Annotated in this window: 20 protein-coding genes; 7 read left to right on the forward strand and 13 right to left on the reverse strand. The window is 72.5% G+C overall.

What is annotated here, in order from left to right; all coding sequences use genetic code 11:
• The gene (locus tag AC0OLQ_RS33180) at window positions 1–576 is read left to right on the forward strand and encodes a CGNR zinc finger domain-containing protein (protein WP_484529415.1); all 576 of its coding nucleotides are present in this window, start codon (window positions 1–3) and stop codon (window positions 574–576) included.
• Between the two features lie 20 nt (window positions 577–596).
• On the opposite strand, the gene AC0OLQ_RS33185 is transcribed toward AC0OLQ_RS33180, so the two are convergent.
• Together AC0OLQ_RS33185 and AC0OLQ_RS33190 are read right to left on the reverse strand one after the other, a co-directional pair.
• Window positions 597–1,403 (reverse strand): sugar phosphate isomerase/epimerase family protein, encoded by an 807-nt coding sequence (locus AC0OLQ_RS33185; RefSeq protein ID WP_484529416.1) that lies wholly within the window; start codon window positions 1,401–1,403, stop codon window positions 597–599.
• A gap of 76 nt (window positions 1,404–1,479) precedes the next feature.
• The gene (locus tag AC0OLQ_RS33190) at window positions 1,480–2,424 is read right to left on the reverse strand and encodes a Ppx/GppA phosphatase family protein (RefSeq protein ID WP_484529417.1); all 945 of its coding nucleotides are present in this window, start codon (window positions 2,422–2,424) and stop codon (window positions 1,480–1,482) included.
• A gap of 74 nt (window positions 2,425–2,498) precedes the next feature.
• Here AC0OLQ_RS33190 and AC0OLQ_RS33195 point away from each other — a divergent pair, with 74 nt between their 5' ends.
• Window positions 2,499–3,308 (forward strand): DUF3109 family protein, encoded by an 810-nt coding sequence (locus AC0OLQ_RS33195; protein ID WP_357334570.1) that lies wholly within the window; start codon window positions 2,499–2,501, stop codon window positions 3,306–3,308.
• A gap of 16 nt (window positions 3,309–3,324) precedes the next feature.
• Here AC0OLQ_RS33195 and rraA read toward each other — a convergent pair whose 3' ends face one another.
• Genes rraA through AC0OLQ_RS33225 form a run of 6 tightly spaced genes read right to left on the reverse strand, consistent with a single transcriptional unit; the run spans window position 3,325 to window position 8,573 of the window.
• Entirely contained in the window at window positions 3,325–3,807 is a 483-nt protein-coding gene (rraA, locus tag AC0OLQ_RS33200) for a ribonuclease E activity regulator RraA (protein ID WP_484529418.1), read from the reverse strand.
• A 13-nt stretch (window positions 3,808–3,820) separates the two neighbouring features.
• The gene (locus tag AC0OLQ_RS33205; protein ID WP_484529419.1) at window positions 3,821–5,023 is read right to left on the reverse strand and encodes an MFS transporter; all 1,203 of its coding nucleotides are present in this window, start codon (window positions 5,021–5,023) and stop codon (window positions 3,821–3,823) included.
• Complete coding sequence (locus AC0OLQ_RS33210; RefSeq protein ID WP_091317572.1) at window positions 5,024–5,416, reverse strand: universal stress protein; 393 nt, start codon at window positions 5,414–5,416, stop codon at window positions 5,024–5,026.
• Entirely contained in the window at window positions 5,413–6,915 is a 1,503-nt protein-coding gene (locus tag AC0OLQ_RS33215) for a tripartite tricarboxylate transporter permease (protein ID WP_484529420.1), read from the reverse strand. Before AC0OLQ_RS33215 ends, AC0OLQ_RS33210 begins: the two co-directional genes overlap by 4 nt.
• Complete coding sequence (locus AC0OLQ_RS33220; RefSeq protein WP_484529421.1) at window positions 6,916–7,560, reverse strand: tripartite tricarboxylate transporter TctB family protein; 645 nt, start codon at window positions 7,558–7,560, stop codon at window positions 6,916–6,918.
• 5 nt (window positions 7,561–7,565) lie between these two features.
• Window positions 7,566–8,573, reverse strand: coding sequence for a Bug family tripartite tricarboxylate transporter substrate binding protein (locus AC0OLQ_RS33225; protein WP_484529422.1), 1,008 nt, complete (start codon window positions 8,571–8,573; stop codon window positions 7,566–7,568).
• 99 nt (window positions 8,574–8,672) lie between these two features.
• Here AC0OLQ_RS33225 and AC0OLQ_RS33230 point away from each other — a divergent pair, with 99 nt between their 5' ends.
• Window positions 8,673–10,319, forward strand: a complete 1,647-nt coding sequence (locus AC0OLQ_RS33230; RefSeq protein ID WP_357334552.1) for a sensor histidine kinase — start codon at window positions 8,673–8,675, stop codon at window positions 10,317–10,319.
• The gene (locus tag AC0OLQ_RS33235; RefSeq protein WP_484529423.1) at window positions 10,316–10,990 is read left to right on the forward strand and encodes a response regulator; all 675 of its coding nucleotides are present in this window, start codon (window positions 10,316–10,318) and stop codon (window positions 10,988–10,990) included. The genes AC0OLQ_RS33230 and AC0OLQ_RS33235 overlap by 4 nt, the downstream gene beginning before the upstream one ends.
• A gap of 62 nt (window positions 10,991–11,052) precedes the next feature.
• Here the strand turns inward: AC0OLQ_RS33235 and AC0OLQ_RS33240 are convergent, their stop codons facing one another.
• The 3 genes from AC0OLQ_RS33240 to AC0OLQ_RS33250 all read right to left on the reverse strand — a co-directional run bounded on the left by AC0OLQ_RS33240 (window position 11,053) and on the right by AC0OLQ_RS33250 (window position 14,296).
• Window positions 11,053–11,625, reverse strand: coding sequence for a hypothetical protein (locus AC0OLQ_RS33240; RefSeq protein ID WP_484529424.1), 573 nt, complete (start codon window positions 11,623–11,625; stop codon window positions 11,053–11,055).
• 672 nt (window positions 11,626–12,297) lie between these two features.
• Window positions 12,298–12,981, reverse strand: coding sequence for a response regulator (locus tag AC0OLQ_RS33245; RefSeq protein WP_357334545.1), 684 nt, complete (start codon window positions 12,979–12,981; stop codon window positions 12,298–12,300).
• A 22-nt stretch (window positions 12,982–13,003) separates the two neighbouring features.
• On the reverse strand, window positions 13,004–14,296 hold the full coding sequence (locus tag AC0OLQ_RS33250; RefSeq protein WP_484529425.1) for a sensor histidine kinase: 1,293 nt from the start codon (window positions 14,294–14,296) through the stop codon (window positions 13,004–13,006).
• Window positions 14,297–14,506: 210 nt separating this feature from the next.
• On the opposite strand from AC0OLQ_RS33250, the gene phoU reads away from it, so the two are divergent.
• On the forward strand, window positions 14,507–15,160 hold the full coding sequence (phoU, locus tag AC0OLQ_RS33255) for a phosphate signaling complex protein PhoU (protein WP_484529426.1): 654 nt from the start codon (window positions 14,507–14,509) through the stop codon (window positions 15,158–15,160).
• Between the two features lie 50 nt (window positions 15,161–15,210).
• Here the strand turns inward: phoU and AC0OLQ_RS33260 are convergent, their stop codons facing one another.
• Window positions 15,211–15,978, reverse strand: a complete 768-nt coding sequence (locus AC0OLQ_RS33260) for a phosphoglyceromutase (RefSeq protein WP_484529427.1) — start codon at window positions 15,976–15,978, stop codon at window positions 15,211–15,213.
• Window positions 15,979–16,128: 150 nt separating this feature from the next.
• On the opposite strand from AC0OLQ_RS33260, the gene AC0OLQ_RS33265 reads away from it, so the two are divergent.
• Entirely contained in the window at window positions 16,129–17,454 is a 1,326-nt protein-coding gene (locus AC0OLQ_RS33265) for an MDR family MFS transporter (protein ID WP_484529428.1), read from the forward strand.
• 103 nt (window positions 17,455–17,557) lie between these two features.
• Window positions 17,558–18,814, forward strand: a complete 1,257-nt coding sequence (locus tag AC0OLQ_RS33270; protein ID WP_484529429.1) for an MFS transporter — start codon at window positions 17,558–17,560, stop codon at window positions 18,812–18,814.
• Window positions 18,815–19,194: 380 nt separating this feature from the next.
• Here the strand turns inward: AC0OLQ_RS33270 and AC0OLQ_RS33275 are convergent, their stop codons facing one another.
• Window positions 19,195–19,812, reverse strand: a complete 618-nt coding sequence (locus AC0OLQ_RS33275; RefSeq protein ID WP_484532499.1) for a hypothetical protein — start codon at window positions 19,810–19,812, stop codon at window positions 19,195–19,197.
• Between the last annotated feature and the right edge of the window lie 81 nt (window positions 19,813–19,893).

The following is a 19,893-nucleotide window of genomic DNA, read 5'->3' on the forward strand; positions in this document are numbered from 1 at the left end:
GTGAACTTCGACGCGTACGCCCGGACCGGTGTTGATCTCGTCAACGCCCGTCTGGACGACCTCGACGACCTGCGGGCCCTCTTCCCCGACGACAACGCGTGGATGCGCGACGAGGTCGCCGATCGGGACCTGGCGATCTTCCGGCGGGCGCAGAAGCGCCTGCGCGACATCTTCGACTACGGCACCTCGGGCCGCGACGCCGAGGCGGTGACGGAGCTGAACGCGCTGCTGGAGGCGTTCCCCGTGCAGCCGCGCATCTCCGGCCACGACTCCTCCGACTGGCACATGCACGTGACCAGCCGGGGCGCCTCGGTCAGCTCCGAATACCTGGCCGGCGCGGTCTGGGGGCTGTCGGTCTGGCTCTGCGAGTACGGCAGCGCCCGGTTCGGCGTCTGCGCAGACGAGCGCTGCGGCAACGTCTACTTGGACACCTCGTCGAACTGCTGCCGGCGGTTCTGCTCGGAGCGCTGCGCCACCCGCTCGCACGTGGCCGCGCACCGGGCCCGCAAGCGGGCCGCCGTCGGTGACCAGGTGACCGTTCCGGCCCAGCCGGAACCGCTGACCCCGGTGAGCTGACCCGCCGCTCCGACTCCTGGTCAGGCCTCGACCGGGGAGGGGGCGGTCAGGTTGGCCCGGGCGAACTCGAGCGACTCGCGCAGGTCCGCCTCGCGGACCGCGCGGCTCTTCGCGCCCCGGGTGGTCACCTCGACCGCCACCGAGCCGGTGAAGCCCCGGCCGGCCAGCGAGCGGAGCAGCTCCGCGCAGGGCTGGCCGCCGCGCCCGGGCACCAGGTGCTCGTCGCGCCCCTCGCCGGTGCCGTCGCCCAGGTGCACGTGGGCCAGGGCGGACCCCATCCGGTCGGCCATGGCCAGGGCGTCGGTGTGGGATGCCGCGCAGTGCGAGAGGTCCAGCGTGTACGCGGCGTAGCCGGTGTCGGTCGGGTCCCAGCCCGGCACGTACGGGACGAACTGCCGGCCGGCCATCCGCACCGGGTACATGTTCTCCACGGCGAAGCGCAGCCCGCCGAAGCGGCCGGCGATCTGGTCCAGCCCTACGGCGAAGTTGCGGGCGTAGTCGCGCTGCCAGGTGAACGGCGGGTGCACCACGACGGTGGGCGCCTCCAGCGTCTCGGCCAGCTCGGCGGCCCTGCGCAGCCGCTCCCACGGGTCGGGGCTCCACACCCGCTGGGTGACCAGCAGGCAGGGCGCGTGCACCGAGAGGACCGGGACGCCGTAGTGGTCGGCGAGGCCGCGCAGCGCGCCCGGGTCCTGGCTGACCGGGTCGGTCCAGACCATCACCTCGATGCCGTCGTATCCGAGCGTCGAGGCGAGCTGGAACGCCGCCGCGGTCCGCTCAGGGAAGACCGAGGACGTGGACAGGAGCACCGGAACGCGGGAAGTCACACCCCTGAGGGTAGCCGCACCCGCCACAAAGCATCGGGACGAGTATCCACAAAACACCTGGAGCGGCAGGCCGGGATCACATCGGCGCCAGCTGATCCAACCGGCGCAGGATGACCCCCTCGCGCAGCGCCCAGGGGCAGATGTCCAGGCAGTCCACGTCGAGCCGGCGCAGCACCGCCTCGGCCACCACCGCCCCGGCGAGGAGCTGGTGGGCCCGCTGCGCGCTGACCCCCTCCAGCTCGGGCAGTTGGGCCGGCGGGATGTGCCGGATGAAGCCGAGCACCTGCCGCAGCCCGGTACGGGTCAGGCTGCGCCGGGCCCAGAGCCCGGCCCCGGAGGGCGCCGCACCGGCCAGCCGGGCCAGCGTCCGGAACGTCTTCGAGGTGGCCACCGGACGCTCCCAGCCCACCTCGGTGAGCTGTTCGACCGCCGGGTCGAGCTGCGCGTCGACGTACTCCCGCAGCTCCTCGACGGCCTCGGCCGACGGCGGGACGGTGCCGGACGGGTCGACCTTGAGCCGCTCCCGGCTCAGCCGCCCCGCGCCCAGCGGCAACGAGACCGCCACGTCCGGGCCCTCGTCGATGCCGGCGGCCAGCTCCAGCGAGCCGCCCCCGATGTCCATCGCCAGCAGCCGGCCGGCGGACCAGCCGAACCAGCGCCGGACCGCCAGGAAGGTCATCCGCGCCTCGTCCGCGCCGGAGAGCACCTCCAGGCGTACGCCGGTCTCGTCGCGGACCCGGGCCAGCACCTCGCCGGCGTTGCTGGCGTCGCGCACCGCGCTGGTGGCGAAGGCCAGCAGGTCTTCGGCCTCCAGCCCGTCCGCCGCCGCCCGCGCCATGCTGACGGCCTTGACCAGCCCGTCGGCGCCCGCGTCGGTCAGCGCGCCGTCCGGGCCCATCTGCTCGGCCAGCCGGAGCACCACCTTCTCGGAGTGCGCCGGCCACGGGTGGGCGCCGTGGTGCGCGTCGACCACCAGCAGGTGCACCGTGTTGGAACCGACGTCGAGGACACCCAGTCGCATGCTGACGACCCTAGGGCCAACACGTTTCCTCGGCTCGCCGGCCGGGCGGGGTCACCCCGCGTACGCTGGTCCGGGTGACAGGGCAGATCGAACTTCACGTGCTGGTGGACGACCCCGACGACCCGCGCAGCCGGGAGGTCGGGCTGGACTTCCCGCGGGAGTGGATCGAGTTCGTCGACCCGGCCGACGCGAAGCACGTGGTGCGGGCCGACCTGACCTGGCTGCTCTCCCGCTGGACGTGCATCTTCGGCAAGGGCTGCCACGGCATCGTCGCCGGCCGCGCCGCGGACGGCTGCTGCTCACACGGCGCGTTCTTCACCGACGGCGACGACGAGAAGCGGGTCCGGGCGGCGGTCAAGCGGCTCACCCCGCAGACCTGGCAGCATTTCCGCCGGGGCTTCAAGAACTGGACCGAGAACGACACGATCGACGGGAAGAACCCCGCCCGGCGGACGGCCACCCGGGCCGCCGACGCGCCCTGCGTCTTCCTCAACGACGTCGACTTCCCCGGCGGGGGCGGCTGCGCGCTGCACGCCCAGGCGCTGCGCGACGGGGTGCACCCGCTGCAATACAAGCCGGACGTCTGCTGGCAGCTGCCGATCCGCCGCGACCAGGACTGGCACAAGCGGCCGGACAACACCAAGGTGCTGATCTCGACGCTCAGCGAGTTCGACCGGCGCGGCTGGGGCGCGGGCGGTCACGACCTGGACTGGTGGTGCACCTCCTCCACCGACGCGCACGTCGGCGCCGAGCCGATGTACATCTCCTACGGCCCGGAGCTGACCGCGCTGATCGGCGCCCCCGCGTACGCGAAGCTGGCCGAGCTCTGCGCGGCCCGGCTCCGTCAGGGCCAGGTCGCCCCGCACCCGGCCACCGAGGCTTAGGGCCCCGTCCGGCGGATCATCTGACTGGTCCGAGCAGCACGACGACGCCGTCGTCGTCGCTGTGCACCTCCGCACCGGGCGCGAAGACGCAGTTGCCGAACGACACCGGCACGTCCCGCTCGCCGGCGCCGGTCTTGGCGCTCTTGCGCGGGTTCGTGCCCAGCGCCTTGATGCCGATCGGCAGGGCACCGAGGGCGACGACGTCGCGGACCGCGCCGTTGATCACCACGCCGGCCCAGCCGTTCTCCGCTGCCGTGCCGGCGATGAGGTCACCCATCAGGGCGGTGTGCAGCGAGCCGCCGCCGTCCACCACCAGCACCCGGCCCTCCCCCGGCTCGGCCACGATCGACTTGACCAGGGCGTTGTCCTGGAAGCAGCGCACTGTGACGGCCGGTCCGGCGAAGGCCCGGACCCCGCCGAACTGACGCAACTGGGTGTCGCACGAACCGAGGGCGTCGCCGTGCCGGTCGTAGAGGTCGGCGGTCGTGGGGGTCTCCATGGTCGTCCTTCTCTCACTCAGGGATCGGATCCGCGGGCGGCGGCCGGTGCAGGCGGGAGGCGGTGACGGCCGCGCCGGCCAGGCCGGCCGCGGTGCAGGCGAGGACGCCGGCCGCGCCCGTACCGGCCGCCAGCGCGCCGGCCGCGCTGGGGATGAGCACCTGACCGAGCCGATTGCCGGTGAGCCGCAGCGACATCGCCCGGCCGCGCAGCCCGGGCGGCGCCACCTCGGCCAGGAATGACATGGTCAGCGGCTGGCCCGCACCCAGCCCGAGCCCGGCCACCGCGACCACGACCAGCAGCACCGCGAACGGCAGCGGCGGCAGCAGCAGGGCCAGCCCGACGGCGGAGAGCGCCACGGTGCCGACCAGCACGACCCGCCGGCCGAGCGCGGCCACGAGCCGGCCGAGCAGCAGCCGGGACGCCATCGAGGCGACCGCCCGGACCGCGAGCAGGATGCCGATCGAACCGGCGGCGATGTCGCGTTCCGCGCCGAGCGCGGGCAGGTAGACCAGGGTGATGTCGACCGCCGCCAGGACGACGCAGCTCACCACGAGGGCGCGGACCAGGCCGGGCCGGCGGAGCAGGTCGCGCAGCCCATCGGCGCCGGAACCGTCGGCGGCCTGCCGGTGGTGTCCGGACGGGCGCAGGAACAGCGCGACGACCAGCAGCGGCAGCGCCACCACCGTGGCGCCGAGGAAGATGGACCGGGTGTCGGGGATCGGGCGGTCCCCGCCGAAGAGCACGATCAGGCCGGGCCCGAGCGCCTGACCCAGCGAGGCGGCGAAGGTGTAGTAGCCGAACGCGGCGTCGTAGCGGTCGGCCGAGGTGCGGTTGGCGACCAGCGCCTGCTGGGCGACCACCGCGCAGAGGTGTGCGGTGCCGAGCGCCATGCTGGCCAGGACCAGGCCGACCACCGAGCCGGCGAGCAGCACGAAGCCGAGGCCGGCGGCGACCAGCAGGGCCGACCCGGCGAGCGCGACGCGGCGCTCGCCGAGCCGATCCACGGCGTGCCCGGAGGGCACGGCCAGCACCAGGGGTACGACGGCGAAGCTGGCCCCGAGCACAGCCAGCCAGGCCCCCGGCACGTCCAGCTCCAACGCCCGGTACGCGGACGCCGGCCGGAGCATGAAGGTGACCGCCTGCACCGCGACGGTGTGCGTGAGCAGCAGGCCGGTCTGGGCGCGCCCGGGGACCGCGGAGGCCCCGGGCGCCACTCAGTCGGCCTTCACGGCGAGCACCGGGCAGGGCACCCGGAGCAGGATCTCCTGCGCGGTCGAGCCCATGATCAGCTTGCCGACCGGCGTGCGGTGCCGGATGCCGATCACGACCAGCGACACGTCCTCGGTCTCGGCGATCTCGGCGATCTCCTCCGCCGCGTCCCGCCCTCGCATGAGCTGCCGGACGTCGTGCGGCACCCCGGCGGCGACCAGTTCGCGGACCACCCGGTCCAGGTCCGGCTCCTGGGCGAGCCGCGGGTCGACGTACGCGTCGCCGCGCGAGGTGTTCACCACCAGCACCGGCTCGTCCCGGAACCGGGCCTGCTCGATCGCGGCCCGCAGGGCCGCCTCGCCCAGCGGCGAGGGGACGTACCCCACCAGCACCGTCATGCCGTCACCGACCTTCCGCGCAGCGGACGGACCACGAACCGGCCGATCAGCGGCCAGAGGAGCACCGCGGCGACCGTGGCGTAGATCAGCCAGGACACCCAGCCGCCGATCAGCCCGTGCAGCTCACCGCCGGAGAGCTGCAACGCGCGCCGGCCCTGCAGCTCGGCACGCGGGCCGAGGATGGTGCCGACGATCAGCGGCAGGATCGGCAACCCGAAGCGGCGCATGCCGAAGCCGAGCAGGCCGAGGGCGAGCAGCAGGAACAGGTCGAACGGCTGGGCGTTGACCGCGTACGCGCCCATCGAGGCGAAGAAGAGGATCCCGGCGTAGAGGTAGGGGCGCGGGATCCGCAGCAGCCGCGCCCAGGCCGGGGCGAGCGGCAGGTTGAGCACCAGCAGCAGCAGGTTGCCCACGAACAGGCTGGCGATCAGCGTCCAGACCAGGCTGGACTCCCGGGTGAAGAGCAGCGGACCGGGCTGGATGCCGTACCCCTCGAAGGCGGCCAGCATCACCGCGGCGGTGGCGTTGGTCGGCAGGCCGATCGCCAGCATCGGCACCAGGGTGCCCGCGGCCGAGGCGTTGTTCGCGGCCTCCGGACCGGCGACGCCCTCGATCGCCCCCCGGCCGAACTCCTCCGGGTGCTTCGTCAGCTTCTTCTCGGTGACGTACGACAGGAAGGTGGGGATCTCCGCCCCGCCCGCCGGCACCGCGCCGAACGGGAACCCGAACGCCGTGCCGCGCAACCACGGCTTCCAGGACCGCTTCCAGTCCTGCTTCCCCATCCACGGCTGGCCCACCGGGATCACCTCGCCGGACTTGCGCCGCAGGTGCGCGGCGATCCAGAGCGCCTCGCCCACGGCGAAGATGCCCACGGCCACCACGACCACGTCGATGCCATCGGCGAGCTGCGGCAGCCCGAAGGTGAGCCGCTGCTGGCCGGACTGGTCGATGCCGATCACACCGATCACCAGGCCGAGCACCAGCGAGGCGAAGCCGCGTACCCGGGACGCTCCGAGCACCGCGGTGACGGACACGAACGCCAACAGCATCAGCGCGAAGTAGTCGGGTGCGCCGAGGCTGATCGCGAACTGCACCACCGGCGGCGTGACCACCACCAGCAGCACGGTGGCGATGGTGCCGGCGACGAACGAGCCGATCGCGGCGGTGGCCAGCGCCTGGGCGGCCCGGCCCGCCTTCGCCATCCTGTTGCCCTCGATCGCGGTCACCACCGACGAGGACTCGCCGGGGGTGTTCAACAGGATCGAGGTGGTGGAACCGCCGTACATGCCGCCGTAGAAGATGCCGGCGAACATGATGAAGGCCTGGGCCGGCTCCATCCCGTAGGTGACCGGCAGGAGCAGCGCCACGGTCATCGCCGGGCCGATGCCGGGCAGCACGCCGACGGCGGTGCCGATGGTCACCCCGAGCAGCGCGAACAGCAGGTTCATCGGGGTCAGCACATTGGCGAACCCGTCGAGCAGATTGGCGAAGTTGTCCATCTACAGGATCCCTTGCAGCACGCCCGCGGGCAGGTCGACGCCGAGCCCGATGGCGAAGGTGTAGAACGTGATCAACGACAGCGCGACGGCGATCAGCAGGTTGCGCACGTAGTGCCGGTTGCCCAGCGCGTACGCCGAACCCCAGAAGAGGATCGTTCCGCTGATCACCCAGCCGAGCCGCTCGATGAGCACGGCGTTGACCAGGAACGCGCCGATGAGCAGCAGCACGGTGCGCCAGTCGACGGGAACGGTCAGATCGACGTCCTCGCCGGCCTCCGGCTCGCCGGCGCCGCCGCGGGCCACGTCCACCGCGTAGATCGTCGCGATGACGAGCAGCAGCACACCGAGCAGGATCGGCACCGGCTTGGGGCCGATCGGGTCGGCTGTGTTGATCGCGCTCCCGATCCGGGTCGTCGCGTCGAAGATGACCAGCCCGCCGACCAGGGCGAGAAACGCACAGACGCCGTACTGCGCCCGGTCGGGCTTCCGGACCGGCTCCGCCACGGCGTCCGCCGCCGGGTCGGTCCCAGTCGCCGGGGCCGCCGGCTTCTCCGATGTACGCGCGGCGCCCGGCTGCGCCGGGATGTCCGGTACGACCGGGGGCCGGGACGGCGGCTCGCCGCCCCGGTCCGGTCGCGTCGTCATGCCGCTCATGCCAACCCGAGCTGCTTGAGTACGTCGGCCACTGCCTTGTCCTGCTCGGTGAGGAAGGTGCCGAACTCGTCGCCGGTGACGAACGCGTCGGTCCAACCGCGCTTCGTCAGCTCGGCCTTCCACGCCTCCGACTCGTGCATCTTCGTCAGCACGTCGATCCAGACCTTCTTGTCGGCGTCGCTGATGCCGGGCGGCGCCACGATGCCCCGCCAGTTGGTGAAGACCAGGTCGATGCCGGCGGACTTCAGGGTCGGCACCTCCTTGAGCGCCTCGATCGGCGCCTCGCTGGTCACCGCGAGGACCCGGATCTGGCCGGCCTCGACCTGGTCGAGGAACTCGCCGAACCCGCTGGCGCCGAAGGCCACCTTGCCGCCGAGGACGGCGGGCAGCAGTTCGCCGCCGCCGTCGTACGAGACGAAGTTGACCTGGCGCGGGTCGATGCCGACGGTCTTGGCGAGCTGCATGGGCAGCAGGTGGTCCGGGCCGCCGGGCGAGGAGCCGCCGCCGACCGCGATGCCCTTCGGGTTGGCCTTCCACGCCGCGACCAGGTCGTTGATGGTCTTGTACGGGGAGTCCTTCGGCACCACGATGGCGCCGGCCTCCTCGATCAGCTTGGCCAGCGGGGTGGTCTGGGTCAGCGTCGCCGCCGACTTGGAGGTGTACGAGGCACCGACCACGCCCAGGCCCATCTGCATGGCCAGCTTGCCGTTGCCCTTCTCGTTCACGGTCCGCTGGAGGCCGACCGTGCCGCCCGCGCCGGGCAGGTTGAACACCTGCACGCCGGTGGCGATCTTGGCGTCCTCCATCACCTTGGCGGCGGTCCGGGCGGTGGTGTCGTATCCGCCACCGGGGGTGTTCGGCACCATGATCCGCAGTCCGCTGACCGGCTTGCCGTCGTTGCTGGAGCCGCCCTCGTTCTTGTCGGCGGTGGCGCCACAGGCAGCCAGGGCCAGCGCCGAGGCGGCGGCGACCCCCATGACCAGCACGTTTCTCCTAGTTGCCATCTTGTTTCTCTTCCGTTTCGAATGAGTCCAGCGGCAAGATGGTGGCCTCCACCCGGGCAGCTTGTCTGCGTTGTGTCACCAGCGGAAGTTGAGGTCTTTGTGGTCGCGGTCACGTCCCGGCGCCGCACGCTCGCCGGGCAGCTGCTGATCCTCCAGCTCGCGATCATCGTCGTGGTGTTGGTGGCGGTCGCCGCCGTCTCGCTGGCCCAGTCGGCGGCGACGTTCAACCGGGTCGAGGGGCGCCGGGTCGCCACCCTCGGCGAACGGCTCGGCGGCAGCCCCCTGCTCCGCGACCAGCTCGACCAGCCCGCGCCGGGCGAGGCCATCGCCCCGCTGGTGCAGAACACCTTCACCCAGTACGGCGTCACCTCGGTGACCGTCGCGAACGCCCGGGGCCGGGTGGTCGCCTCGACCAACCCGACGCTGGTGGGCAGCCGGGTGGTGCTCGGCGACCCCCGGGTGGCGGACGGCCGGAGCTGGTTCGGCGAGCTGGAGATCGACGGCTCGCGGCAGCTGGTGGCCCAGGTGCCGGTGCTCGGCGACGACCCGAAGACCAAGAAGAACCTCGGGCGGTACCTGGGCGTGGTGGTGGTCGGCGAGGCGGCGCCGACCTGGTCGGAGCGGCTCGTCGGCGCCTCGTCCTACCTGCTCACCTACCTGGGCATCGCCTGCGGCCTCGGGGTGGTCGGATCGTGGCTGCTGGCCCGCCGGATCAAGCGGCAGACCCTCGGCCTGGAGCCCCGGGAGATCGCCGGGCTGGCCGAGCACCGGGAGGCGCTGCTGCACGGCATCGCCGAGGGGGTGATCGCGTTGGACCCCCAGCACCGGATCACCCTGGTCAACGCGGTCGGCCGACGCCTGCTCGACCTGCCCGAACACTGCCTCGGCCGCAGCCTCGCCGAGCTGAGGATCAACGGCCGGCTGCGGGACGTGCTGGCCGGCGCGGGGAGCGGCCCGGAGGCCCGGGACCAGGTGGTGGTCCGGGGCGGCCGGGTGCTGGTGATGAACCGGATGACGGTCCGCAAGGACGGTCACCGGCTCGGCTCCGTCACCACCCTGCGGGACCGGACCGAGCTGGCCCGGCTGGAGCAGGAGATCGGCTCGTTCCGCAGCACCACCGAACTGCTCAGGGCGCAGACCCACGAGTTCGCCAACCAGTTGCACACGATCTCCGGGCTGATCCAGATCGGCGAGCACGACGAGGTGGTCCGGTACGTCGACGCGCTGAGCCGGCACCGCGCCTCGCTCGACCTCACGGTGACCAGCCGAATCCACGACACGGCGGTGGCGGCGCTGCTCATGGCGAAGTCGGCGGTGGCCGCCGAGCGCCGGGTGGAGCTGCGGGTCTCCGAACGGACCGGGCTGGACCGGCTGCCGCCGGAGCTGGCGGCGGATGTGGCCACCGTCCTCGGCAACCTGGTGGACAACGCGGTCGAGGCGGTGGCCGCCGACTCGTCCGACCGCCCCGCCTGGGTGGAGGTCGAACTTCGCCAGGACGCCGCCTCGGTGGAGATCGTGGTCCGCGACTCCGGCCCCGGGGTGGCGCCCGAGCTGGCGCAGGAGGTGTTCACCCACGGCTTCACCACCAAGGCGGCCGAGGGCGGCGAGCGCGGGATCGGCCTCGCGCTCACCCGGCTGGTCTGCCACCGCCGCGGCGGCGAGGTGGCCGTGGCGAACACCGACGAGGGCGCGATGTTCACCGCGCGGATCTCGGTGCCCCCGAACGTCTGGCAGGAGGCGCGATGATCGACGTACTCGTCGTCGACGACGACTTCATGGTGGCCCGGATCCACCGTGGCTTCGTCGAGCGGATCGACGGCTTCCGGGTGGTCGGCGCCGCCAGCACCGGCGAGCAGGCCGTGGCCGCGGTGGACCAGCTCCGCCCCGACCTGGTCCTGCTCGACCTCTACCTGCCGGACATGTTCGGCCTGGATGTGGTGACCCGGATCCGGGCCGCCGGGCACGACTGCGACGTGCTGGTGATCAGCGCCGCCCGGGAGGCCGAGGCGGTCCGCCGGGCGGTCCGCTACGGCGCCGTCAACTACCTGCTCAAGCCGTTCGGCTTCGACGAGCTGCGCACCCGGCTGGAGCAGTACGCCGTCCGCCGCACCGCGCTGCGCGCGGCCGTCGTCGCCGACCAGGCCGACGTCGACCGGGTGCTGTCCCGCAGCGGCTCGCCCGCCGCCACCGCGACCCTGCCCCGGGGCCTCAGCCCGGAGACCGCCGAGCTGGTGGAACGCGCCCTGCGCGAGCACGAGGGCACGCTATCGGCCAGCGAGTGCGCCGACCGGGTCGGCATCTCCCGGGTCAGCGCCCGCCGCTACCTGGAGCACTTCTCGGGCACCGGCCGGGCCGAGGTCACCCTGAAGTACGGCGCGGCCGGCCGGCCCGAACGCCGCTACACCTGGCTGTCCTGACCTGAAGATGCCGCTGGCCGGCACCCCGGTGTTCGGGTGCCGGCCAGCGTTGTTTGCTTGTGTCAGCTGTTCCAGTTGTGGGCGACGATGTCGGCGGCCTGCCGCTCCCACTGGGCGTAGGCGTCCGGGTAGGCCGAGACCTGCACGGTCTGGGCGGCGTCGGTCAGCGGCATGTCCTGCCAGCCGTCGACCTGCTTCAGACCCTTCAGGAACGCAAGCGTGGAGTACTCGGGGTCGGTGATCTGCTCCGGCGAACCCCAACCGCTGGACGGGCGCTGCTGGAACAGGCCCAGCGAGTCGTGGTCGTTCTTGTCGCCGAGGTGGCCGAGGTTCTCCAGCTTCGACTCCTGCAGGCTGGTGGCGATCGAGATGACCGCGGCCCGCTTCGGGAGACCGGCCTTCTTCGTGGCGGCGATGATCGCCTTGGCGTTGGCGGTCTGCTCGTCGTTCAGAGCGATCTTCGACTGGGCGCCCTGCACACCGTGCGGGATCAGCTTGTCACCCTGCACCGCCACCGCGGCCGGCTTGCTGTCGTGCACCGGCTCGGCGTGGGCGGCGATCGGACCGGCGAAGATGCCACCGGTGAAGGCCAGACCAGCAATACCGAGCACGCTCTTACGCAGCATCGTGTTCATGGGGGTTAGCTCCATTCGGGGGTTGGCGCACACCCCGACCGGGGGAGGTCGGCAATCCGGTGTCCGCAAGCACCGTCAGGCGCTCAACAAAGTCTTTGAGGGGATCGAGCAAAAAGTCTTGGGGGATCATCCAGCGCGCGGGGCCGGGGCCTCTTCGTCGCGCCGGGACCATGTACAACGACCGGCAGCCCACCATCATTCCGGGCTCAGCGCACCCACCTCGGCGGGCAGCCCCGGGGGGCCGGTCCCCCGCCGGGCGGGGCGTCTTCCTCAGCCGTTCACCCGGATACAACGACCCCCGCCCGCCCGCCATTCCGCCGTCAGAGTGCCGCCGACCACCCCGGAAACGGACACTCCGCCCAAGCCGACACCGCCGGTGGAACACCATGTAGGTCATCGGGCCCCGGAGACATACATGGCGTTCCACTCAGCGCACCATGGACGCTGGGAACCGGACATTACACCCAGCACCCTCACCCGTAGCCAAGGAAGCTCCAGGCCGCCGCGCTGGCGTCCCTTATTGCACCCCGGACACCGCCACCCCGCCGAGCTGGAGTCGATCACGGAACGGGCGTGGTGCCGATCATGAAGTTGTTGCCCCGACACGCCGGTGCGGACGGAAATAACTTCATGATCACCGCAAACGGGACGCGGGGGCCGAAGCCGGACCGGTCACGGCTCGAACTTGTAGCCCAGGCCGCGGACCGTGACGATGTAGCGCGGGGCGGACGGCTCCGGCTCGACCTTGGAGCGCAGCCGCTTGACGTGCACGTCCAGCGTCTTGGTGTCGCCCACGTAGTCGGCGCCCCAGACCCGGTCGATGAGCTGTCCGCGGGTGAGCACCCGGCCGGCGTTGCGGAGCAGCAGCTCCAGCAGCTCGAACTCCTTGAGCGGGAGCTGCACGGCGCCGCCGTCGACGGTCACCACGTGCCGCTCGATGTCCATCCGGACCGGCCCGGCGGCCAGCGTCGGCGCACCGGACTCGGCGGCCTCAGCGGTCTGCCGGCGCAGCACGGCCCGGATCCGGGCGACCAGCTCGCGCGGCGAGTACGGCTTGGTGACGTAGTCGTCGGCCCCGATCTCCAGGCCGACCACCTTGTCGATCTCACTGTCCCGGGCGGTGACCATGATGATCGGCACGTGGGACCGCTGCCGGAGCTGGCGGCAGACCTCGGTGCCCGACATCTCGGGCAGCATCAGGTCGAGCAGCACGATGTCGGCGCCGGTCCGGTCGAACTCGGTGAGGGCGGAGGGACCCGTCGCGGCGACGGAGACCTCGAAGCCCTCCTTGCGGAGCATGTAGGACAGGGCGTCGGAGAACGATTCCTCGTCCTCCACCACCAGTACGCGGCTCAACGGGGTGTTTCCTTCCTGTCGGTCAGACCTGCCGGAGCTCGGCCGGGCCGGCCTCGATCTCAGCGGAGGAGAGTGTCGCCTCCGGGTCGTCCGGGGGGCGGGCGGGCAGCCGGAGGGTGAACGTCGACCCCCCACCAAGAGTGCTCGACACATCCACCCGACCGCCATGGTTGCTGGCGATGTGTTTGACGATGGCCAGACCCAGGCCGGTGCCCCCGGTGGACCGGGAGCGGGCCTGGTCGGCCCGGTAGAACCGCTCGAAGATCCGGTCGACGTCGTTCGGGGCGATGCCGATGCCCTGGTCGGCGACGGCGATCTCGACGTGCTCGTCCGTCGCCCGGGTGGTCACCCGGACCGTGGTGTCCTCGGCCGAGTAGTTGATGGCGTTCTCCACCAGATTCGCCACCGCGGTGGCGAGCTGGCTGTCGCTGCCGTACGCGGTGAGCCCACGCCGCCCCTCGACGAGGATCTCCACGTGCCGGGCGGTGGCCGCGGTCCGGGTCCGGTCGATCACCTCGGCGATCACCCAGTCCAGCGAGACGGGCTCTGGGGCGGGCTGCGGCTCGGCGCCCTGAAGCCGGGTCAGCTCCAGCAGTTCCTGCACCAGCCGGCCGAGCCGGGTCGACTCGTGCTGGATCCGCTCGGCGAACCGCCGGGCGGCGACCAGGTCCTCAGAGAGTTCGGCCGGCCCGTCGCCGGCCGGTTCGGTGGCGTCCACCAGCGCCTCGGCGAGCAGCTGGAGGGCGCCGATTGGGGTCTTCAGCTCGTGGCTCACGTTGGCCACGAAGTCCCGCCGCACCCGGGCCAGCCGGTGCGACTCGGTGACGTCGGCCGCCTCGATCGAGATGTAGCCGGCGCCCAGCCCCATGGCGCGCAGGTGCACGCCGAGCGGGTTGTCTCCCGCGGTGTCGCGACCGCGCGGCAGGTCCAGCTCGATCTCGCGGCGCACGCCCGTGCGGCGGACCTGCCCGGCGAGGGTACGGATCAGCGGGTGCGCGGCGATGGATCCGGGTGTCGCCCCGGTGCGGAGCAGGCCCAGCGCACGGGCGGCCGGGTTCACCAGCACCGGGACGTCGTCCGGGTCGAGCACCACCACGCCGGCGCGCAGCGCGTCGACCGTCTTGCGGCCGAGCCCGGAGAGCCCGCCCTGCTGGTCCTTGGGAATCGCGGGCCTCCCTGAACTGCGGCGGGAGGACCGGCCTCCCGGCGACACCGACCGGCGCCGCCATTCCTGAACGGGTCCGGACAGCAGGATTCCGGCGACCAGCCCGGTCGCCAGCGCCACGGCCACCACGACCGCCACCGCCCATTCCACCCGGCGATCGTATGGTCATTGTTAACCCGGTGATCGGTCAGAACGGGACGAACCACTCTCGCTTCCGGCAAAGTTAACTCGCGGGTCCCTCGTCGTTCACCCGCGTTCATCTTGACGGCGGTTCCCCGGCCTACCGTGGGCCGCGCACCTGCTCACGCCGCACCCGGCCCTTGCGGCCGAAGGCGGCGACACCGACCCCAGGAAGTGACGATGCGCGACGAGTTCCGGGCCGACCTGCAGATTGTCAGCCAACTGCTGGTGGACATGGCCGAGGGCGTACGGGCGGCCATGCGGCAGGCCACCAGGGGCCTGCTCACCGCGGACCGCGTCGCGTCGGAGACGGTGATCGCGCGGGACGCCGAGATCGACGAGCTGTACCGGCACGTGGAGGAGCGGGTCTGCGACCTGCTGGCCCGGCAGGCCCCGGTCGCCTCCGACCTGCGCGCCATGATCACCGCCCTGCACGTGGCCGCCGATCTGGAGCGGATGGGCGACCTGGCCGACCACGTGGCCAAGACGGCGCTGCGCCGGCACCCCTCGCCAGCGGTGCCGGCCGAGCTGCGCCCGGTCTTCACCGACATGGCCGCCATCGCCGACCGGATGGCCGAGAAGATCGCCTCGGTGCTGGCGAAGCCCGACGCCGACCTCGCCGCGGAGCTGGACCGCGACGACGACACCATGGACGACCTGCACAAGAGCCTCTTCGGCGTGCTGCTCGGCGACGACTGGCCGTACGGGGTGGAGACCGCGATCGACGCGACCCTGCTGGGCCGCTTCTACGAGCGCTTCGCCGACCACGCGGTGAACGCGGGCGAGCACGTGGTCTATCTGATCACCGGCGAGGCCGCGCCCTCGGCGAGCTGACCCGGACACCACGAAGGCCCCCGGTCACCCGGGGGCCTTCGTCGTCGGCGTCAGCGGCCCTGGTTGGCGACCGCGGCGGCGGCCTCCTTGGCGGCGTCGGGGTCGAGGTAGGTCCCGCCGAGGACCTGCGGGCGCAGGTGGGGGTCGAGGTCGTAGCGGAGCGGGATGCCGGTGGGGATGTTCAGCTTGGCGATCGCCTCGTCGGAGATCTGGTCGAGGTGCTTGACCAAAGCGCGCAGCGAGTTGCCGTGCGCCGCCACCAGCACCGTCCGGCCGGCCAGGACGTCCGGCACGATCGAGTCGTACCAGTAGGGCAGCATCCGCTCGACGACGTCCTTCAGGCACTCGGTCCGCGGCATCAGCTCGGTGGGCAGCAGCTTGTACCGGGGGTCGCCGACCTGCGACCACTCGTCCGCGTCGTCGATCGGGGGCGGCGGCGTGTCGTACGAGCGGCGCCAGAGCATGAACTGGTCCTCGCCGTACTCGTCCAGGGTCTGCTTCTTGTTCTTGCCCTGCAGAGCGCCGTAGTGGCGCTCGTTGAGCCGCCACGACCGGCGCACCGCGATCCAGTGCCGGTCGGCAGCGCTGAGCGCCAGCTCGGCGGTGCGGATGGCGCGGCGCAGCACGCTCGTGTGCACCACGTCCGGCAGCAGGTTGTGCTCGCGCAGCAGCTCACCGCCGCGCCGCGCCTCGGCCTCACCCTTGGTGGTCAGGTCGACGTCGACCCAGCCGGTGAAGAGGTTCTTGGCGTTCCAGTCGCTCTCGCCGTGCCGCAGCAGGACCAGCGTCCCGACGGTGGGCCCCTCGCTCGCAGTCATGCCGATCATCCTGCCGTACCGGCTCGGCGGACACGCGGGGACGGGTCGTGACGACCACCACGTGGAAAAGCTGATGACCGGCGTTCCGGGGCGGGACTAGGTTGTAAGGCGCTGGGGATAGATCGGTCATTACAAATCGGGGGCGCGGGGATGCGGACGGTACGGGGCTGGTTCCGGGACACCACAGGCGGGCTACCGAGGACCTTCTGGTACCTCTGGACCGGCACCCTGATCAACCGGCTCGGCTCGTTCGTCCTGGTCTTCCTCGCCATCTACCTCACCCAGGAGCGCGACTTCTCGGCCTCCCAGGCCGGTCTGGTCATCGGGCTCTGGGGCGTCGGCGGCGCGGTCGGCACCACGGTCGGCGGCACCCTGACCGACCGGTGGGGACGCCGGCCCACCCTGCTCACCGCGCACCTCGGCGCGGCCACCATGATGGTCGCGCTCGGCCTGGCCCGGCCGCTCTGGGCGGTGGCGCTGGGCGCGCTGCTGCTCGGCACCTTCGCCGAGGCGGCCCGCCCGGCGTTCGGCGCCATGATGGTCGACGTGGTGCCGGAGAAGGACCGGCTGCGGGCCTTCTCGCTGAACTACTGGGCGATCAACCTGGGCTTCGCCTGCGCCGCGGTGCTGGCCGGCGTCGCCGCCCAGTCCAGCTACCTGCTGCTCTTCCTGGTCGACGCGGCGACCACGCTGGTCACCGCGCTGATCATCTTCACCCGGGTCGGGGAGACCCGGTCGGCTCTGCCCGGCCCCGTGAGCAAGGGCGCGGCGGCTCCCGCGGGCGCCCTGCGGACCATCCTCACCGACCGGGTCTTCCTGGGCTTCGTGGCGCTCAACCTGTTCGCCGCGCTGGTCTTCCTCCAGCACATCTCGATGCTGCCGATCGCCATGGGCGACTCCGGGCTGAGCCCGGCCACGTACGGCTCGGTGATCGCGCTCAACGGGGTGCTGATCGTGGTGGGCCAGCTCTTCGTGCCCAAGCTGATCAAGGGCCGGAGCCGCTCGCACGTGCTCGCGCTCGCCGCGCTGGTGACGGGCGTCGGCTTCGGGCTGACCGCGTTCGCCGACACCGCCTGGCTCTACGGCCTGACCGTGCTGATCTGGACGGTCGGCGAGATGCTCAACTCGCCGTCCAACGCCACCCTGATCGCCGAGCTGTCCCCCGCCGCGCTGCGCGGCCGGTACCAGGGCGCCTTCTCGCTCTCCTGGCAGCTCGCCGGGGCGACCGCGCCGGTCCTCGGCGGCCTGGTCCGTGAACACGCCGGCAACACCGCGCTCTGGCTCGGCTGCGCGGTGATCGGGGCCGTGATGGCGGTGGCCCACCTGGTCTCCGGCCCGGCCCGGGAACGGCGCGCGGCCCGGCTAAGCACCCCGGGCATCCCGGTCACGCCGGTGACCGTGGTCCGCACCCCGGTGCCGGAGGCCGCCGAGGCCGCGGCCACCGCACCCGCCGAGCCAGTCCGCGTCACCTCCTGAGGTACGCCGACCGGGGGGTGACCAGCGCCACGCCGGCAACCGCCGGCTCGGGCCACTACGGTCAACAGAGCGGATCGGTTAACAAACTTTCCCAGGAGGACGGGTGCACGGCCTGCGGCGCTGGTGGCACGACACGGCCGGCGGGCTCCCCGCCACGTTCTGGTACCTCTGGTCCGGCCTGCTGATCAACCGGGCCGGCGCCTTCGCCATGCTCTTCCTGTCGCTCTACCTGACCGCCGCCCGGGGCGCCTCGCCGTCGCTGGCCGGCCTGGTCGTCGGGGCGTACGGGGCCGGCGGCGCGGTCGGCACGCTGCTCGGCGGGGTGCTGGCCGACCGGTGGGGCCGGCGGGCCACCCTGCTCGCCGCCCACCTGGGCGCGGCCGGGCTCATGGTGGCGCTGGCGTTCAGTCGGCAGCTGGCGGTGATCGCCGTGCTGGCCGCGCTGGTCGGGCTGGTGCACTCGATGCCCAGCCCGGCGTTCGTCGCCGCCATCGTGGACGTGGTGCCGGAGGCCCGCCGCTCCCGCGCGTTCAACCTCCAGTTCTGGGCGTTCAACCTGGGCATGGCGGTGGCCTCGCTGCTGGCCGGGGTGCTCGCCGAGGCGAGCTTCCTGGCGCTGTTCCTGGTCGACGCGGCAGCCACCCTGGCGGCGGCCGTGGTCATCGCGCTGAAGGTGCCGGAGACCCTCACCCGCCGCCCGGCGGTCACCCCACGCGCGGTGGCGGGCCGACGGCCCGGGCTGCACACCGCGCTGACCGACCGCACCTTCCTGACCTTCGTCGGGCTGACCTTCCTGCTGGCCGTGCTCACCATGCAGACCTCGACGATCATGCCGCTGGCGATGCGGGCGGACGGGCTCCGCCCCTCGGCGTACGGGCTGGTGGTGGCGCTCGGCGGCGCGCTGATCGTGGCCGGGCAGCTCTTCGTGCCCCGGCTCATCGAGCCCTACCGGAAGTCGACCGTGCTGGCGGTCTCCACCGGGCTGATGGCGCTCGGCTTCGGAGCGCTGACCGTCGCCGACGGCCTGCCGCTCTACCTGGGCGCGGCCGTGGTGTGGACGGTCGGGCAGATGCTCGCCGCGCCGCCGAACGCGCAGATCAACGCCGACCTCGCCCCGCCCGAGCTGCGCGCCCGCTACCAGTCGGTGTTCTACCTGACCTTCCCGGCCGCGTCCTTCGTGGCGCCGGCGCTGGGCGGGCTCAGCCTCCAGCATCTCGGCGAACGGCACTGGCTGGTAGTGGGGGCCCTGGGCCTGGTCGCGGCGGCCGGTCACCTGCTGGCCGGGCCGGCGCGGGAACGCCGGGTCGTTGCGCTGCGGGTCGCCGCGGAGCGGGCGCAGACGGTCTCGGCGGGGCGCTGAACGTCCCCGGAACGGCGTCGAGCGCCCACCACGACCCCCGTCGTGATGGGCGCTCGCACCGTACGACCCGGCGGCGGCGGGCGACCCTCACCCCCGTAAGCGTCGCCCGCTCGCGCCGCCGGTTCCACGGGTGGCACCGTCCCCCAACGGTGTGATCCACCCGATCCCTCGCGCCTCGCTTGCGCGGATCTGATCGATCCGCCGCTCCCCCGAACGATTCCAAGCGTGGCGCGGTGCAATAAAGTTAGTTCGCCCGGATTCCGGATTCAACCCAGATCGCTGTCTTGCCCGTCACAGCGTCCGTGTCGGAAATCCGGCTGTCCCTGCTCCGGTCTCTTCGTTGGCCAACAGCGGGTTCCCGCCGGCCATTCCCCTAAACCTCAGGCGTCCTCGCGATTCGGGTTCTCAGTCCGGAAGAAGTTGCTCTGCCGGCCGTCCCGCATCTGCTCCTGGTAGATCAGGTTTAGCCCCCGCAGGTCGAACGTCCGGAACCAGTCGTCCCAGCTCACCTCGCGGATCCGGCTGCTCTCCCGGTATCCGGGGATGTTGAACGTCAGCACCCCGGGACGGTCGTCCCGCTCGGTTCCGGCGATGGTGGCCGGCTTTGCGTTGCGGGCCCGGGCCCACCGCTGGATGACCTCGTGGTTGGTCGTCACCAGGCTCCGCCCGGGACGCTCCGGACGATCGTCTAGCGACGTGATCTGCTGGGACGAACTAACCGACCGGGAGGCCGACCGGCCGCTCCGGACCGACGTGGCCGTCGCCGCCGTACCCCCGCCCCGGGACGGCCCCGCGCCGCCCACGGCCTTCTTCGCCGGCGCGGCCTTGGCCCGGCCGCCGGCCGCCTTCTTCGCGGGCGCGGCCTTGGCCCAGGCACCCGCCGTCTTCTTCGCGGGCGCCGCCTTGGCCCGAGTACCCGCCGCCTTCTTCGCCGGCGCCGCCTTGGCCCGGGCCCCCACCGTCTTCTTCGCCGGCGCGGCCTTGGCCCGGGCACCCACCGTCTTCTTCGCGGGCGCCGCCTTGGCCCGAGTACCCGCCGCCTTCTTCGCCGGCGCCGCCTTGGCGCGGGCGCCCGTGGC

The organism is Micromonospora sp. Utrum1, from assembly GCF_057197805.1.